Source organism: Ruminococcus sp., assembly GCF_024691275.1.
Lineage (GTDB): Bacteria > Bacillota > Clostridia > Oscillospirales > Ruminococcaceae > Ruminococcus.
Window position 1 is genome coordinate 1 of the sequence record NZ_JAILNU010000071.1, and the last position, 17,650, is coordinate 17,650.

8 protein-coding genes are annotated in these 17,650 nt (G+C 42.0%); 5 read left to right on the top strand and 3 right to left on the bottom strand.

The genetic code is table 11. The features are described from left to right. Positions 1 to 57 precede the first annotated feature (57 nt). Entirely contained in the window at positions 58 to 741 is a 684-nt protein-coding gene (locus K6G33_RS08385) for a CpsB/CapC family capsule biosynthesis tyrosine phosphatase (RefSeq protein ID WP_296778273.1), read from the bottom strand. Continuing rightward, positions 741 to 2,429: a polysaccharide biosynthesis tyrosine autokinase gene (locus tag K6G33_RS08390; RefSeq protein ID WP_296778276.1), complete on the bottom strand. Its 1,689-nt coding sequence runs from the start codon at positions 2,427 to 2,429 to the stop codon at positions 741 to 743. Before K6G33_RS08390 ends, K6G33_RS08385 begins: the two co-directional genes overlap by 1 nt. A 692-nt stretch (positions 2,430 to 3,121) precedes the next feature. On the opposite strand from K6G33_RS08390, the gene K6G33_RS08395 reads away from it, so the two are divergent. After that, positions 3,122 to 3,682 (top strand): sigma-70 family RNA polymerase sigma factor, encoded by a 561-nt coding sequence (locus tag K6G33_RS08395; RefSeq protein ID WP_296778279.1) that lies wholly within the window; start codon positions 3,122 to 3,124, stop codon positions 3,680 to 3,682. Next, positions 3,675 to 6,128, top strand: coding sequence for a dockerin type I repeat-containing protein (locus tag K6G33_RS08400; RefSeq protein WP_296778281.1), 2,454 nt, complete (start codon positions 3,675 to 3,677; stop codon positions 6,126 to 6,128). The genes K6G33_RS08395 and K6G33_RS08400 overlap by 8 nt, the downstream gene beginning before the upstream one ends. A 69-nt stretch (positions 6,129 to 6,197) precedes the next feature. On the opposite strand, the gene K6G33_RS08405 is transcribed toward K6G33_RS08400, so the two are convergent. Then, the gene (locus tag K6G33_RS08405; protein WP_296778284.1) at positions 6,198 to 8,393 is read right to left on the bottom strand and encodes a family 43 glycosylhydrolase; all 2,196 of its coding nucleotides are present in this window, start codon (positions 8,391 to 8,393) and stop codon (positions 6,198 to 6,200) included. Between the two features lie 746 nt (positions 8,394 to 9,139). Here K6G33_RS08405 and lepB point away from each other — a divergent pair. Genes lepB through K6G33_RS08420 form a run of 3 tightly spaced genes read left to right on the top strand, consistent with a single transcriptional unit; the run spans position 9,140 to position 17,636 of the window. Beyond that, a complete protein-coding gene (gene lepB, locus K6G33_RS08410) occupies positions 9,140 to 9,697 on the top strand; it encodes a signal peptidase I (RefSeq protein ID WP_296778286.1) in 558 nt (185 codons plus the stop codon). Between the two features lie 18 nt (positions 9,698 to 9,715). After that, positions 9,716 to 10,987: a class B sortase gene (gene srtB, locus K6G33_RS08415; protein WP_296778288.1), complete on the top strand. Its 1,272-nt coding sequence runs from the start codon at positions 9,716 to 9,718 to the stop codon at positions 10,985 to 10,987. A gap of 40 nt (positions 10,988 to 11,027) precedes the next feature. Next, positions 11,028 to 17,636 (top strand): InlB B-repeat-containing protein, encoded by a 6,609-nt coding sequence (locus K6G33_RS08420; protein WP_296778291.1) that lies wholly within the window; start codon positions 11,028 to 11,030, stop codon positions 17,634 to 17,636. Positions 17,637 to 17,650: the final 14 nt, after the last annotated feature.

Genomic DNA, 17,650 nt, shown 5'->3' on the forward strand with positions numbered 1-17,650 from the left:
GGCATAAAAAAACAGCTCCTGACGGTACATTCCGAAAGGAGCCTTATTGATTTCTTATCATTTTTTTATGGTAAACTTTCCGAACACACTGTCAGAAGCTTCAATGATCTCGGGTTTGACCTTCTTTTGCAGGATATCCCAGTTGGGTTTTCTGTCCGAGATATTATGTGCATCGCTTCCGAACACGATAGTCCTGCCGTCTTTTATGATGTTCTTTACCAGTTTCTTCTCGCTCCAGCTCGTAAACGCCTCATTATTGACCTGCATGATGCAGTCGGACGAAAGTATCTTTTCGAGCTGCTCCTTGCTGTAATACTCAAGGTAGCGGTGAACATGGGCAAGTATGATCTTCAGACCGTGCTCAGCGGAGATATTGTATATCTCCTCAGACATCCAGTCAACGTAATCGCGGTACGGAAGCTCCAGCATAATGAGCTTCGTTCCCTGAACAGCGAGTTTTTCTATATCCTTTACCTCTGAGAGCCCATTCTCAATTGCGACCTCAGCTCCCAGAAGCATATTTTTTATAGGCGACTTATCTTTGATGGCTTCAAACGCCTCCTGCCTCTTTTCGAGGAAACGTTCCACCGATCTTTCTCTGTGGCAGTAGAAATGCGGAGTAAATATCACTCTTTCAACGTTCTGTTCCTTCATGATATCGAGCATAGCAAGTGATGTTTCCACTTTATCCGCACCGTCGTCAATCCCCGGAAGTACATGGCAATGATATTCAGTAAGCATTATTTACCGCCTTTTTTACGTTTGTGGCTGTGAGAACTTTTTCCGCTGTGATGATGACTGCCGCTGCTCTTTTTCTTATCGGAAGGTGATGAGTTCTCCTTCTTAGACGCTGTATCACTCTTTCCGGAAGATGATGAGCTTTCCTTCTTAGGAGCTGTATCCTTCTTCTCATCGGTATCGCTGCTGTCATCTTCGTTCTCCTCGTGAGCTGTTCCGTAGCCGTAGCCATAGCCATAGCCGTAACCTTTTTTGTACTTATAGTACTTGTATTTGTACTTCGAGTAGTATTTTCCGCCATGCTTTGACTTGATATCATTCATGATAAAGCCGAGCATATTCATCTGAGAGAACTCTATCTTCTTCATGGCAGCATCAATATCGTCGGTAGTTGTTACACCGTAACGAACGACCATGATAATGCCTGAAACGTTCTTGGCAAGCTCCATAGAGTCTGTAACAACATTTACAGGAGGAGTATCAATAATAATAGTAGCGTACCGTTCGCTGAGCTTCTCAAGAATGGAAGTCATGCTTTCAGAAGCAAGAAGCTCCGAAGGGTTAGGCGGTATCGGGCCTGCTGTCATGACATCAAGATTATCCATAACATCTTTTGAGATACACTCATCAAGGTCTGCCATACGGCTGATCGCAGTTGAAAGACCCTTCTTGTTCTTCAGACCGAATATCTTGTGCTGAACGCACTTTCTGAGATCGGCATCGATAAGAAGTACCTTGTTTCCGCCCTGTGAAAGAGCGATAGCGATATTTGCCGAGGTAGTTGACTTACCGTCGCCGGGGTTTGTCGATGATACCGTGAAGATCTTCTTCTCAAACGGTGAAAGAGCGAACGATATATTTGTTCTTATGGATTTATAGCTTTCAACTACGGCGAAAGGAACGTCCTTATCCGTAAGTTTGACATACTTTGAATCGTTTTCGGCATTCTTTTTTCTGTCAGTGCCGAACTCTAATATCTCACCGATGATAGCCTTCTTAAAGCGGCTTCCCAGCCATCCTGATTCCTTGATGGTATTATCGAAGAAATCAATAAGGAATAGTATCACCATTACAAGGAAAGCAGCAGCAAGTCCGCCGATAGCTGTATTCTTCTTAACGTTCGGCGATACAGGAGTATTGTATACCTTTGCTGTGTCAATGGTATTTATCTGTCCTACACCAACAGCCTCGTCAAGATAGCTCGGAGCTACCTTTGCAACGATGTTGCAGATAGCTGCCGAGAGCTCTGCGTTCTTTGTAGTTGTGACAAGGTTCAGTGCACTGGTATCCGTAACAGATGATATAACCATGCACTCGCGTATTGAAGAAGGTGTGATCTTTCCGTTTACAACAGATAGACTCTCTGAAAGGATATTCTCATCAAAAGATGCCGAAAGCTTATCCCCTACAGCATTCATTACAGCATCATCTTTAAGAACTTCCATATATGTATTGATAAGCTGTTTTGAGTTGTTGATGTTATTGTAATTCAGGTCAGGGTTTTCGTTGAAAGATGTGTAGCTTTGTACATACATTGATATATGCGACGAATATTTGAGCGGCAGCACAAATTTTGAGTAGCAGAATGCACCTGCACCGCCGATAATCACCGCAAGTATTATAATCCATAGCTTGCTGATAAATAGCGAGAACAGGTCTTTAAGGTCAATCTCTTTTGAATCGTTATTCACTGTCATTACCCCCGTATTTGACATATTACCTTGCTGAGAGTTCGCAAAGTTTGTATTATTTTTCTTAAATATTACAATAAGTAATATTTATTTCATGTGTCTGCTTATATTATATATTATACAGTTATATTGTGTCAAGCATAAATAAAAAGCGGCATATTATTTTGTTAACATCTAACAGTTTGTCAGCTTAAACCATTAAAAATGTCCAACCATTTGTTGAAAGCAGCCGTAATATGATTCCTATTTACTTCATAAATTATTCAAATTTCCATAACAATCTCACAATAACCGCTTTTGCCTGTTTTTAGCATCAATCTCAGCTCATCAGCCTTTTCGGAAAAATTCTTTTTTTCACTCATAAAATTATTTTTACCAGCCTTATGACATTTCAGGTCTGCTCATTTCTATACAGGTCGTTATATTTCTAACAAGCAATAAAGCAAATATGTTCACTTAAAAGCGTACTTATAAAAAGTAAGAAGAATGCAGGTCAGCCACTTGAAAATCGCGGCGCAATAGGTTATAATAGTTATGTAATATCGTTAAACAGCACCACCTCAAGTGAAGTGGTGCTTTGCTGTCTCTCTTGATCGTCGGAGCTATCAAAAAAATTTTTGAGATATTTGAAATATCAGTTTCTTAATGTTGTCTTTATATACAGAGGACCTCACGAAAGGAGGGCTGAAACCTTGAACGACGCGTCAATCATACAATTGTTTTTTGAAAGAAACGAACAGGCAGTTGAAGAAATGAAAAACAGCTATGAAAGGCTTTGCTTCTACATTGCCGGAAATATCCTGTCACAGAAAGAAGATCAGGAAGAATGCGTGAATTCTGCCTACATGGACGTGTGGAGCTCAATACCGCCGAATAAGCCTGATAATCTGAAAACATATCTGTGCAGGCTGGTGAAGAACTGCGCACTGAACCGAAAAAAATACAATACCGCTGCGAAAAGAAATTCGGATTTTTCAGTTTCCCTTGATGAGCTTGCAGAATGTATCCCCGACGGAAAAAGCATTGATGAAAGAATATCCGACGAACAGCTCGGAAAAATCATCAGCAGCTTCCTGAGAACTCAGCCCGAAAAATACCGAAAGGTATTTGTGAGGCGATACTGGTATTCCGAAACTGTAGAGGATATTGCACGTTTTTATGGTATGAATGCAAAAACAGCTGCAACTTATCTTTTCAGAATGCGAAAAAAATTAAAAGCATTTTTGCAGAAAGAAGGTTATATAGATGAGTGATCTGAAATTATACAAAGGCATCAATAATATCGACGATGATCTCATTGAAGAAGCTGACCGCAAGCAAAAGCCCATCGTACATCACTGCTATGCGATCGCAGCTTCCGCAGCGGCAATATTCATTGCAGCAGGTGCTACCGGCATCTTCCATACCGGCTGTCCCGACAGAGATCATTCGGTTTATAACAATAATGTTATCTCCGACAATAGCGTAACTACAGCATCTGCAATACCTGAAAAAAGCAGCCTGACTTCCACTCAGACAACAGCTGCAAGTGCGAATAAGACTGCTGCCTCAGAAAAGCCCTCCGTTTCTTATTCAAAAACAAACACGATTCTAACAACAGTTGCATCTGTCAGCACAGAACCTGCAGCAACAACTGTAAACCTCGACAGTTCTGATCCAAAGAACTACGACTTTGAATATGAAGGGAGTATTATTATGAAAAAATATGCCGCATTACTGAGCTCACTGCTCATACTTTCAAACGGAACAGCTGCACACGCACAGCAGCCCACATATATGCCTAAGAACGAAGATATCCAATTTGCTGAAAGAGCAAAGGATTTTATCGAAAAATATGATCTTGATCTCGACCTTAACTGCGACGGAAAGTTTGATATTTTTGACCTTTATGCCTTTTATCGTGCAGAAACCAGCAGCAGACCAAGACAGATAGTCGGAACAACAGTCGGAACGATACCTGATTATATTATGGAAAAATACAATGATATCCCCAAGGTCTATACAGTTGAAGAAACTAACGACAAATTTGAGTATACTTTAGACACAACAATGTTAACGGAATATTATTTGACCTATTATAACGATTTAAAACTTGATTATTACGAGCCTGAGTTCTATATCGCCAACTGCCCTGACGATTATCAGGACGACTTCCCTTACGATTTTATCAGACAGGACGACAAATCGTGGAGTATGTGGGATTTCCAGAAAACAATGTATATAAAACAGGAAAGCGACGGAAGCTACAGATTCTACAATGAGGACGACGCAAAGGCTGCCTTAAAGAATATGGATTCCTACCATACGAGCTACGCAATGCGATATATGAAAAATCTGAAGGTATCGCCGATACACGAATTCATCTCTAAACTCAGATTCAGTTCTCACTACACAAGCGCGGACTATCCGCTTATGAAAGAGTTTGTTGAAAACGGATATGCAGATACTGATATCAATTCCGACGGTGTCTTTGATTTTGAGGACATCATCAAGATAGCTATATTTGCAGGCATACATATAGACTGCGAAAGAGAAACATTTATAGACCAGCTGTTTTACCCTGAAAGCAATGAATTCAGCAGCCATTACGGCAGCGAGTACTATCCTCATATTATAACCGAGGACGAATGGAACAAAGCTTTCACTTTCTGCGATACAGCAGCAAACTACTTCTATACCTCCTCTCCTACAATTTTAACTTATCTTACACAGTATTACCTGACATACAACGAAGTAGATCCAAAGTACTTTGACCCAATGTATTATGAGGAAAGAAACATCGCTCACTACAATGTCTACTCCTGTCCGCAAATGTTCTTCGGATATCTCGGAGATTATAAAGCTTTTTCGGAAAAGTACGGCCCGAACGCAACAGGAAATAATGAGCGTTCTCCTGAAGAAATAAAACGCTTTGACTTTACAAAAGATGAGATAGACGCTGCCTTCCCCGTATACTATAAAAAGGTCAAAACAGGCGTTCTTCCGAAACCTGATATCAACCTTGACGGAAAGATCGACGTTGCTGATTATAATATCCTGTACAATCTGAACTATGAGATCTGTATCCCATATAGCAACGACACTATAGCAACAATGATAAGAAATCATCCTGAATTGAACTTCGTTATCGGTATCTCACAGGAGACACGCGACAACTTCAATACAAATTTTGATTTCAACAATAACGGTATAAGCGGCGACAGTCTCGAAATAGACTGCATGATGATGTATATACTCAACGAGCTCAGTTCACAGTACGAAGATGAAAATATAATGAATAAGGCTATTGACAATTTCTATGTTGAACATCCTGAATTACAGTTCTATGAAATTTTCAACGAAAAACTTGAAGAGTTCCACAAAAAAAGAAATACAACACTTACAGATCCTGAAGCTACAGATGCTCCCGCAAATATCCTTGATTCTGTACAGGTACTGAAAAGCTACAGCAGTTTCCCGAAGGTCAATATGCTCAAAACATTAACCGGCGATGCAAACTGTGACGGAACAGTTGATCTTGCTGATTCTATAATTATAATGCAGTCACTTGCCAATCCTTCAAAATATGGCATAAACGGCAGCAATGGCAGTCATATTACCGACGAAGGCTGTCTTCGTGCAGACATTGACGGTGACGGTGTTACCAATATGGACGCTCTCACAATACAGAAATACCTGCTCGGATTATGCAGCATCTGATGATAATTTCGGATAATACGATAAATAACGGCACAGAAGATCTGTGCCGTTACTTTTTTAGTTCAGATTTTATGATACCGTGCCGTACTCTGCCTTAACTGTGAGATCCTTCATAGAAAGACCAACATTATTTGCTGTGCCTTCAACTATTGTTGCAATTCTTTTGACTGTCTCAGCCTTTGTGAATGCTTCCCTCTTACCCATAACAAATTCGCTTATCTGTACGAGATCGGCAACTGTCAGTTCACCGTCGCCGTTTACATCAGCTGCCTTGAGAGCTGTACCTTCAAGACCGCCGAGAATGCCCTTTCTTGCATATAATACGTCGAATATATCAACTGTTTCATCTCCGTTGATATCGCCCGGAATCACCTTTGCGGAATCAGGACCTTCTATTATTGTACCGTCAACTGCAGCGAAGAAATTGTCAACATAGAAATTTGTTGCAGGAGTATCATCGTCAGAGTCGCCTTCGGTTTCAACATATATAAGCGGACTCTTTGCACCCTCGGGTATCATGAAGCTTGTGTTCGCAAGCTGTGTCCACTCACCTTTTGCAACTTCCTTGGTGTCTGCTTTAACGTAATAGGTCTCATCGTCTGTGCCCGTATACTGGAGTGTAAGGTGAAACTTCGTCGAAGGCGCACCTTCTGTATATTTCACAATGGCTGATACGCTGTAGCTCTCGCCTGCTTTGAATTTATAGTTGAGTTTCTTTCCTACACCCTGCCATGAAGATGAGCGCTCCGAACAGTAAAGAGAACTTTCGCCCTCATATGCCTCGTCCTTGCTTACAGCAACAGTCGAACCGCCTCTGTCCGAGAAACCGTCAAGTTTTCCTTCAAATGTGCCCTTAAAGATGTATGTCTGGTCTGTCTGCGAAGAACTTGCACCTGCTCCGTCAAACTTCCACCAGTCAACGTTCATGAGGAATCCGTCGCCGCCGTTGAATACAAGGTAAAGGTCATGTTCACCGCTTGCACCTGCCACGTCACATGACACCTCTTCCCAGTTGTGCCAGCCGCCTGTTCCGCCGACTTTGAGGTTGCCTACAACAGGACCTGTCTTGCTGTCAAGGTGAAGTTCAATGTTGCCGCCGCTCTCCGCAGAAGCAACACACGCCGTGAATTTATCAGCACCTTCGCCGAAATCAACTCCTGCGACCTTGATATAAGAGCCCTTTTTGATATTGCCTATATTAACAGAGTTTGAATCATCTTTTTCGGTCTTGATACCTTCGCTCCAGCAGATAGTCTCTGCTTCGACTCTCTCAAACGGATTGAGCGGTTCAAGCTGATCGGGACCGTTATTGGTGAGCTTCACAACAGGGATAGTGCCGTCAGAATTATATGTAAATTCCTCACATGAAGCACTTCGATTATACGCACTTCCGCCGGGGATACCGTTCTTATGATAGAAGAAATACGAGTGATCCTTATAATCAATGATTCCGCCGTGTGTGGTGAAACAGTTGGAACCCTGCTGTATCACTCCGCGGTACGTCCATGGACCTGTGACAGACGGACCTGTCGCATAGCACTGGCTTTCACCGCCAAAACCGTCAACAAACGAAGCCCATACCAGATAGTAAAGCTTATCATGCTTATATATCCACGGACCTTCGCCGTAAGTTGTTCCCTTGTTACTGGAACCGAATTGCTTTGCGTTCATATCAAACTGCTTTATCTGACCGTCCAGCGTGACCATGTCTTCTTTCAGCTTGACATAATAGCACTTGGGGTTTCCGAACATGAGCCATGCCTGACCGTCGTCATCTATAATAACGGTAGGATCAATGTAGTCCCAGTTAGGGCCGCACAGAGGCTTTCCGTTCGGATCGCTGTAGGGACCCTCTGGCGAATCTGCAACTGCAACACCGATAGCTCTTCCGCCGCCGCTCTTGTTTGTGGTGGTGAAGTAGAAGTAGTATTTGCCGTTACGCTCGATACACTGTGAAGCCCATGCGTCATTCTTGTTGCACCACGAGAATGATGTATCTTCAAGTATCCTGCCGTGGTCTGTCCAGTTCTTCATATCCTTTGTTGAAAAGCACTGCCAGCCCGTCATGTAGTAGAAGTCGTTTTTTCCCTCACGGTCACAGCCCGTAAATACATACAGCTCATCGCCGAACACCACAGGGGCAGGATCGGGCGTAAATGATGTCTGTACGATCGGGTTTTCCGCATTCGTAACAGCAGGAGCTGCTGCGCTGAGAGTTACAGCTGTCAATGCTGCCATAGCAATTGCTGATAAAGTTTTTCTCATTCCAATTCTCCTCTTCAATAATATCTCCTGGGTGACTACAGTCCTCTATCTATAGTCGGTCAATATATATAATAAAATATTAGCACATATATTGAACAATTTCAATCCACATTTTTCAGGATTTAGTGGAAAAAATAAAGAATTTTTCCTGTAATATCATAAAATGTGCAGTTCACATATCACCTTATCATGATATCCTATCATAGCATTGGACAGAGCTGTCTGCGATCTTGTCAGGAAATCAGATCATGAGGGCAACAGTTATCGTAAGACGTATCGACGACTTGCCTCGGCTGATCGGTCATACCTAAGGAGATTCTCCGCACTGCTTAAAAAGCCAGAAAGGTTAATACAGACGGAAACACATTCAGGTATTTGTTCATCTGATTTTTTGATATACTGTTAACATTTTATTGTAAAAATCAGAATAGTCTTTGAACTGAAAATGTATCAAAAAATAACGGATTTTTGTTTAAATCGGATCAGAATTTGTATATATGCCTGTTTTACCACTTTTCATCATCTGATTATTAATAGGAGCATATTACACATAAATTGCACTAAAAGAATAAAATGTTAACATAATGCAAACTTTTTCTGAAGATTCTTTATTACAACTTGTATATAGTTGACACAAAAGGATTATTATGTTATAATATTTTATACCAATTGCATTGGCATAGATTTGATATTATATTATTACACTGACAGGATATTTTTCTCATTCGATGAAAGAAGTGATAAATTTGGCACAGAACAAGAAGCAAACCGATAATATAAATGATAAAAAACAGAAAAATGAGAAGAAAAAATCTCCTATGAACCCTATCCAGATCTTTCTGCTCAATTTTTTGACAGTAATTACAGTTCTCTGGCTTCTTTTCGGGTACGTTGTCGGCGTAATTAATGCTCCGAACAGCGATATGTCTCCGAACATAAAATCCTCAGACCTGCTGCTCTATTACAAACTCTATAAGAACTACCGCGCACAGGACGTTGTGGTCCTTGTAAAAAACGACACGACATATGTGGGAAGGATAGTTGCAGTAGGCGGTGACAGTGTGGATATATCAGATTCCGAAAGACTTATAGTCAACGGAAATATGGTCTCAGAACCTAATATATTCGGAGATACTCCGCGTTTTGAGGGATTTGTTCAGTATCCCGTTCAGCTCGGCGATAACGAGTATTTTATACTTTGCGATTCACGCGGCGGCTCAGAGGACAGCCGCTATTACGGTACAGTAAGTGCAGACGACATTCGAGGAAAGGTCATTTCTATAGTTAGAAGAAGCAACCTGTAAGAGAGGCGGAAGTATAAGATGAAATGGTATGAAAAAACTGCAAAATACGCAAATACTATTCTGATGATATTTGTTGCCTTTTTTGCCGCTGTTTTAATGATCTGCGGACTATATGTTCTCAATGATATCTTCTATGTTAACCGTACTTCATTCGTTTCATATGATCTTTTGAAATACCGACCTATCCCAACCATCGAAGAAAAAACATACACCTTCTCGGAACTGAAAGCTATAAATTCAGATACCGTAGGCTGGATAGAGATGTTCGATACAAATATCAATTATCCCGTTGTTCAGGGACGTAATAATCTTGAATACCTAAACAAAGATATTTTCGGATATAATACGCTGAGCGGTGCTATTTATCTTGCTGCCGAAAACAACAGTGATTTTGATGACTGGTACAATATCATTTATGGTCATCATATGGAGAACGGTGCGATGTTCAGCGATATCGAAAAGTATCTTGAGCCTGATTTCTTTAAATCGCACAGCGAAGGCATACTTCAGACAGTAAACGGTGATTTTAGTATAAAGGTGCTTGCTTGCATACACACAAACGCTTATGAAAATATCGTTTATCAGACACAGGACGATGAAGCGAACAAGTATCCACAGCTTTGCGAATATATCAAGGAACATTCCGCTGCTCATACAGATCTTCCTTCATCAATGGACAACTCAATGCTCCTCGGATTATCCACCTGTACAGATGCTACAACAGACGGAAGAATAGTTCTTTTTGCAAGCGTTCAGCCATGGAATACCGCTACAGACGGCAATGCGGCTGAGCGTATGACTCTGACAGACGATAAAGATGACGACGAACCGCAGAAATTAAAGGCAGAAGGTCACAAACTCGGCGTTGGAAAGTGGTCTTTCCTAAATCTTATGTGCGTATTATGTACATTTCTCACATTGCTGCCCACATGGGCTTTGAAACGAAAATTTGGACAATTCAGATATTCCAGAAAAATGATAAAAGAGCTGGAGGAAAGAAAAAAAGACAAAAATCAGTCAAAAAATGATATTCAAAAATCAGAGCAGTTTATCAGCGACCTTAATCACTTTATCAAAAAAGGCAGAATCGGTCTTATAGCCGAGCTTCTGGTGCTGATAATATCAGTTGCGGCGTTCCTTCTTACAGAAGACCTGAAGGGACGTATGGGTATACGTGATAAGTGGACAGGCGTTATGATACTTATCGCGGCAGCTGCACTGACTGTAGATTTCATTTGCCTGCGTTACAGAGGTAAACGTCCTGATGAGGAAACGATAAAAGCATCATAACTATTTAATATACTACTTATTTCACAATGGGGGGAGAAATATGAGTAGAATGAGATGCAGTGCTAAAACTAAGATCATAAGGCTGATCTCAGTCATTATCAGTACTGCTGTTGTTATATCGTTTATGCCCGACAATATGCTTGAAGCTTTTGCCATGAAGTTAAACGATAATGCTTCAGTAACGGATGAATCGTCGGAAGAACTGACCTATCAAACTATAAGTACATCACTTGGAGATGCTGATGAGACAATAACTCTTGATGGTCTTATGCCGACAAATGCAACTGTCAATGTTCAGAACAGTGATAACTTCTCAAAGGACAATCTCTGTGCCTATGACATCTCTGTCACTGACAGTAATGGTGAGGATTTCCAGCCGCAGAACGATTCGCCTATCAAAGTCGAGATAACCAATACCATCATAGGCGAGGCAGCTTTACAGGCAAAAAAGCTGCGTCTCTGGCATATAAACGATAACGGGATACGCGAGGAGATAAAGGATTTCAGCATCATCAAGGATTCCATAATCTTTGAAGCAACGGGATTCTCTGTATTTGAAGTGGATAACGGCGTCCCGCCCCTCAGGACATATTATTTTGAAATGCCCGGCGATCCATTTGAAAATACCGATTACAAGCCTTACTATTTCCCGACATCAAGCCCCGACGGCAGCGGAAGCTACAAGATGATCTGTCAGCAGACTATCAAGAACGGTGAAAAGCCAGTATTTCCGCAGCTTCCCGCTGATATTACAAGCCAGTATACATTCGTAGGCTGGTTTATCTACAATAACGGAACTCTTTCCGATACTCCTTTCGATTTCGATAACATTGATGAAGTAACACAGAATGAAGAACTGACATTAAGAGCAGTTTTCAAGTCATGCGTATACGCTATTTTCCACGACCAGTTCAACGGTTCTTCACAGAAATACCCTGTCACAGCAACAAGAAGAGGCGATCTTGTGAGCGGAACTGTGATAGATGTTTACGGAGATACTGTTGATGAATCAGCAGAAATATTTATCGGCGATCTGTCTATAACATACGATGACGAGACTCATGTCGAAAATGAACCTATGCAAATGGCTTTCAAGGGCTGGACTATCGTTCCCGAACAGTACCAGACAGTTACAGAGATCAAGAATTACGTAGATAATTATGCTCAGGTGATCCCGACAGATACAATAAAAATATCCAAAACTACCCGTCTTTACCCTGTGTTCGAGCCTATACGCTGGCTCGAATTCAACACCAATCAGGACGGTCCCGGTGCAACTGCGAACAGCTACGTTGGAGCTACCTACAAACCGCCTCTCTACTTCCCTGCTGAAGAAGGTTTCAGCTTTGAAGGACAGACTACGCCTATTTGCGCCGGTTATACGTTCGACGGCTGGTACACAGGTGACGGCGTAAAGGTAACAGACGGCGATCTCAATCTCGTTCAGTCACTTTCTACAGACAAACTGGAAGTCCGCAATAACAGACTCTATTACAAGGACGTTGAAGGACAGCCGAAAACTATCCAGTTCGATCTGTATGCAAAATGGATCCCGACAACTTCAAAGTATACTATCGTTATCTGGAAACAGAAAGATACAGACTCTCCTGACCTTGCAGCAGCAAATAAGAACTGGGTATTTGAGAGAAGTATCATGCTAAACGCACAGACAGGAACCAGTGTTTCTGTTCCCAACGAGTATAAAAATTACGGCGGAAGGACTATCACTGTAAACGAGAACGGCATACAGAGAACATACGATTTCAAAGGCTTTTCCTATGATACAGATAGAAATGCTATTGAAGATGCTGTAAAGACTGTCCGCGGCGACGGAAAAACCATACTCAACGTTTATTACAAAAGGAACTCTCATACATTTACTTTCAGAGATACAATTAATAGCGGTTTCACTTCTACTACTATTACAGTTCATACGGTTACTGCACTTTATGGTTCGGATATAAGCGGTATCTGGTCATTTGTCGGCAGTAACGGTGTAACTTATCCAAAATCGGATGTAAATACTTCATGGCAGCCTTCTGGTTCAAGCAATTATAAAGCTCGAATAACTCAGATGCTGCTCATGCCCGATGAGAATATCACTTTTACCCACACAACTTCAAATAATACCAAAAGAAAGTTCCATTACTATGTTGAAGCGCTGCCGGATTCCGAAAATACAAGGACTTACAGCGGAAGAGACTTCGTGCCTTATAATGACAATCTTGAAACTGTAGAAAACGACTTTAAAATGGTATACTACAATGACGATTTCTTTGAACTTGAAGGTTTTTCACGCTTTGCTATAGCTACAAAAAACAATGTAAACGTTACAAACTCTATATCAAACAACGGTGTAAACTGGAATAGCAGCTGGAACAGCGAACTGTATTTCTACTATACAAGAAACAGCTACGGTGCAGAGTTCATTGATTCGTTCAACAATGAAAAGCTTTGTGCCGACCAGACCATACTATTTGAGCAAAAACTAAATTCATTCGTTCCTGATGATCCTACTCCTCCAGAAGGCTATGAGTTTACAGGCTGGTATGCAGATCAGGCTTGCTCAACTCCTGTCGCATTTACCGAAGAACAGGCAGATCAATACCGAAGCAGCGGGATAAGCTTTCAGGACTATACCATTATGCCCTCTCATGCTCTGCGTGTATATGCAGGCTGGCAGACGCAGTGGTTCAAGATCGAGATAGACCCTAACGGTGGTGTGCTTACAGGTACTCAGGCTACATGGTTCTGGGAACCTTACAACGGTGACCCTATCGAGGAATATAAAACAGCGACCAGAAATTTCGAGGCAGACGTAAACGGTGAATACTACTATACCCTCAGAAACAGAGTATACTACGGACTTGGCGAAGAATGGGATCCTGAAGAGGATACTACCTACAAGAATCAGATCATCGACGAGCATTGTACCCGTGGTGCGTTCTATTCTACGGATATCTCACTCGCTACAAGTGCTATAAGATACAAAGAAGTTGATGGTGCATACCGTTATCTTGGCTGGTTCGAGGTAGACCCGATAACAGGCAAGGAAACTCCTTTTAATTTCGGAACGCGAGTTCTGAAAAATACTTACCTGAGATTGCACTGGAAACAGCTCGGTACATATTACATCAACTATGATGCGGGAATCGGAACTATAGATATGCAGGACAGCAACGAGCAGAATTTCGAGTTCCTCGATGCAGATGACTATACCGACCACGCAGATATCGTTGTTACCCGTGTTGCAAAAGCTCCTGAAGGCATGGTATTCATTGGCTGGAAGATACGCAATGACCCGTCAGGTATAATTTATTATCCCGGTCAGAGCTTTCAATTCGATTCAAGCTTTGCAACGTCTATTTCAGAGATGAACAACAACGGACAGGTAGTTACAAAGCGTACTATCCTTCTCGATGCTATTTACAAGGAACTTGAAAATGCAACGATCATATACGACGCAAACGGCGGTACAGTCGACAGCAGAGCTTTGACACACGGCGGCGGTCAGGACAGCAGCAGACCTCCTGTCATACACACAGAAGGTACAGATCACCCGCTTACAACAAAGTACTCGATAAGAAACGAACAGCTCATAGTCAGCGATCTTATGAACAACTCCGCAGTAAGACTTGCGGACGGCATAGGATTTTCAAACCCGGGATATACATTCGTCGGCTGGAGCACAACTCCAAACGGCGAAGGCGGAAAATTCTTCAGGGCGGACAGTATAAATTGCTATGTTGACACCAATGAACCGCTCGTGCTTTACGCACAGTGGGAATTCCGCGTGTATTTCGACAAGAACAATATCAACGCTCCCGATAATACTATCGGCTGGGGCGGTGACTGGACAGGATCGGGATATTACTGGAGCGAATCACAGAAGAAATACTACATCTCTATGATACTGGGTCAAACTCTTGAACAGCCGATATATATTCCAAAGTCAAACAACGAAAATGAGATGTTCAGATACTGGTCAATCAGGAAGCAGACCTCTTCAGGAGTAATGGAAGCGCCTTTCGAATTTAATACACCTATAACACAGGCACTCGTAGACCAGTATGCAACTATATATACCAACAATTCGGGAACTGCAAATAAACAGCTCACATTGTTCGGATGCTGGGATGTACCGATCAGGATACCGATACACATCGTTGATACGACAAATGCCGAATGGGTCAAGCATGACGACTGGCTAAAGGAGGGTGTTTCATATATCACTCTCAGAAATGAGGAGATAGAGTTCATAACTCACGAGGACGCATTGGAGTACGCAGACGCAGCTAAAGTAAGCGGCAAGAAATACGCTTTCGCCTGCACAGCAGGCAACGGTGCAAGCGATTACCTGAATGTAACCGATGAAAGAAGTATAACTGCTATAAAATACGATGCGGAAGAAATGAAAGTCAAGGTAAAGTACGCAGGCGATGCTGCGTGGCATATCCTCGATACTTCGGACGAGTCGCCCGAGGCTGTATATCTTGTATATTATTCAGAAGAAAAGCAAGTACCCATAAGCTATAAAACGATATCTATAGAAGGTGGTATGTTGGATGTTTCGCCTATCAGCAGCAATGCTCCCACACAGGCGATAATATCAGATCCTGTCTATACTTTAGGCAGCAGCGTCACCAGACCTCTTGCATGGGCTACAAGCAATGCATATAATCCGAATTACTATTCGTTCTCAGTCGGAAACTTAAATGCTGCTGACTCATCGGGACTGCGTGTCATTACGGACTATTCCGACAATGATACTAACAGACCTTTTTTGCAGCTGAAAAATACATGGCAGGGCTTCAGCTATTCCGTTGACGGTATAGAACAGCACAACTTAGGCTATGATCTCCAGTTTTACGTTATTTACTACGAAGATCGCCCTACCGTTGTGAACCTTACGGAAAAGACTATAGGCCTGCCTGAAGATATGGACAAGGAGTTCAATTACACAGTTCATATCAATAAGGTCGAGCACAAAAGCGTGACCCGTTCTTACTATTACAAAAACGGCAAAAATTATACTGCTATCAACAATAATACCTACCAAACCGTAACGACAAATTCAGATATTGATACTGTCGGTCCTTCACAAAATATTACCCTTTCTGACGGACAGGCTGAATCATTCGTCCTCCTTTACAGCGAGCCTTCATCACATATATCCAAAGGTTATACCGATACAGGAAGGACTATAACAATAGGCATAAACACCTATCGTGTTTATTATCAGGAAGTAACCACTTCTCAGATAGCTCAGTATATCAATATCGAGCAAGCTGCTGAAACAGGATATGTCACTGAAAATGACGCTGCAAGCGGCGATCATGTTTACAACAGTTCATATGAAGCTACCAGCACTGCCAACCCTGTCACCATTACCTATATCAACAAACATCAGCTACCGAAACAGATCCACGTCGCTATTTCAAAAAACGGCATTATCACTCATAATGACGGACTCAGAACTGACAATGCAGGTATTTATGAGCACATTTTCGGCGATACATGGGATATTTCCGCTGTTGACCCATATCAGCTCATCAACGACTCTACGGGAAGATATATTTTTACAGCCGTTCTTGCAGGCAGTGAAAACAGCGAAAACATCGTCACACCTACAGTCGGTGCTTCAGGCATATCGTCACTCTCTTTCGGTGAAGTATCAGGCGGCGGTTACGGCTATTACTTCAACGGAGACAATACCAGACTTCTCGGCAGCAACGAAGTATACTTCGTTTATTATGAGCGCCCGACTATCAAATATATGCTCATATCACCAAAGACAGGTGAACTTATGCAGATAGACCCGCTCAACAAGAACGGTGAAGCTTTCAAGAGAAACGGCAATAACATTTTGCAGAATGAGATACTTCCCGTATCTTTGAGCAGCGAACTGCTTGTCTCACAGATCAGTACACCTGGTAATCCGTCATTTCTCATACCTGATCTTCTCGATCATAACGGCAAGAACTCTGTTCTTGACCTGTCTCAGATAGGAGTAAAGAACGAGAACGGAAATATAATAAGATACGACAATGAACAGGTATACCTTAAATATACCGACAATGGATTAAAATACCACTTTACCTCAACTGACGCGGCACAGGACTTTTATGACGAGCTTGTAGTCTATGCGATATACAGGATAAGAGGTTATTCACTCACCCTCAACAAGAACGTCCTTGGTGATACATCGGGCGGTCCGTCTGAGTACAGCTTCACCATTTCATCAGACGTTCTTAGCGACGGCGAATACTACATAGGCGGATACGGTGATGCGGAAACCATTACTGCGTCCGGCAACACGATCACGCTTAACGTTCACAGCGGCGACAGTGTAACGATCTACGGATTGCTGCAGGGCAACTATACCGTTACCGAAAATACGACCGGCTGCTTTGAGGTAAGTGCAAAGCTTAACGGCAATGTTGCCGCAATGAACGGAAAGAGTGTTTTGATTCACATTGATACTGATACGATATTGGATATTCTTAACCTTTATCCTATACCTGTAACGGGGGTAGCAGGAACAGGAAATGTATATCTTATCGCAGTAATAATGCTGCTTGCAACATTAGTCATGCGGCGTACTTTAAATCGAAAGGGGGCGTATATACGTGAAATGTCTCCGATTTAAATACCGCAGACTAA

Excerpts from the sequence above, each read along its gene's own strand:
- srtB (WP_296778288.1), top strand. The coding sequence starts at position 9,716 with ATGAAATGGTATGAAAAAACTGCAAAATACGCAAATACTATTCTGATG.
- K6G33_RS08385 (WP_296778273.1), bottom strand. The coding sequence starts at position 741 with ATGCTTACTGAATATCATTGCCATGTACTTCCGGGGATTGACGACGGT.
- K6G33_RS08405 (WP_296778284.1), bottom strand. The coding sequence starts at position 8,393 with ATGAGAAAAACTTTATCAGCAATTGCTATGGCAGCATTGACAGCTGTA.
- K6G33_RS08400 (WP_296778281.1), top strand. The coding sequence starts at position 3,675 with ATGAGTGATCTGAAATTATACAAAGGCATCAATAATATCGACGATGAT.
- K6G33_RS08420 (WP_296778291.1), top strand. The coding sequence starts at position 11,028 with ATGAGTAGAATGAGATGCAGTGCTAAAACTAAGATCATAAGGCTGATC.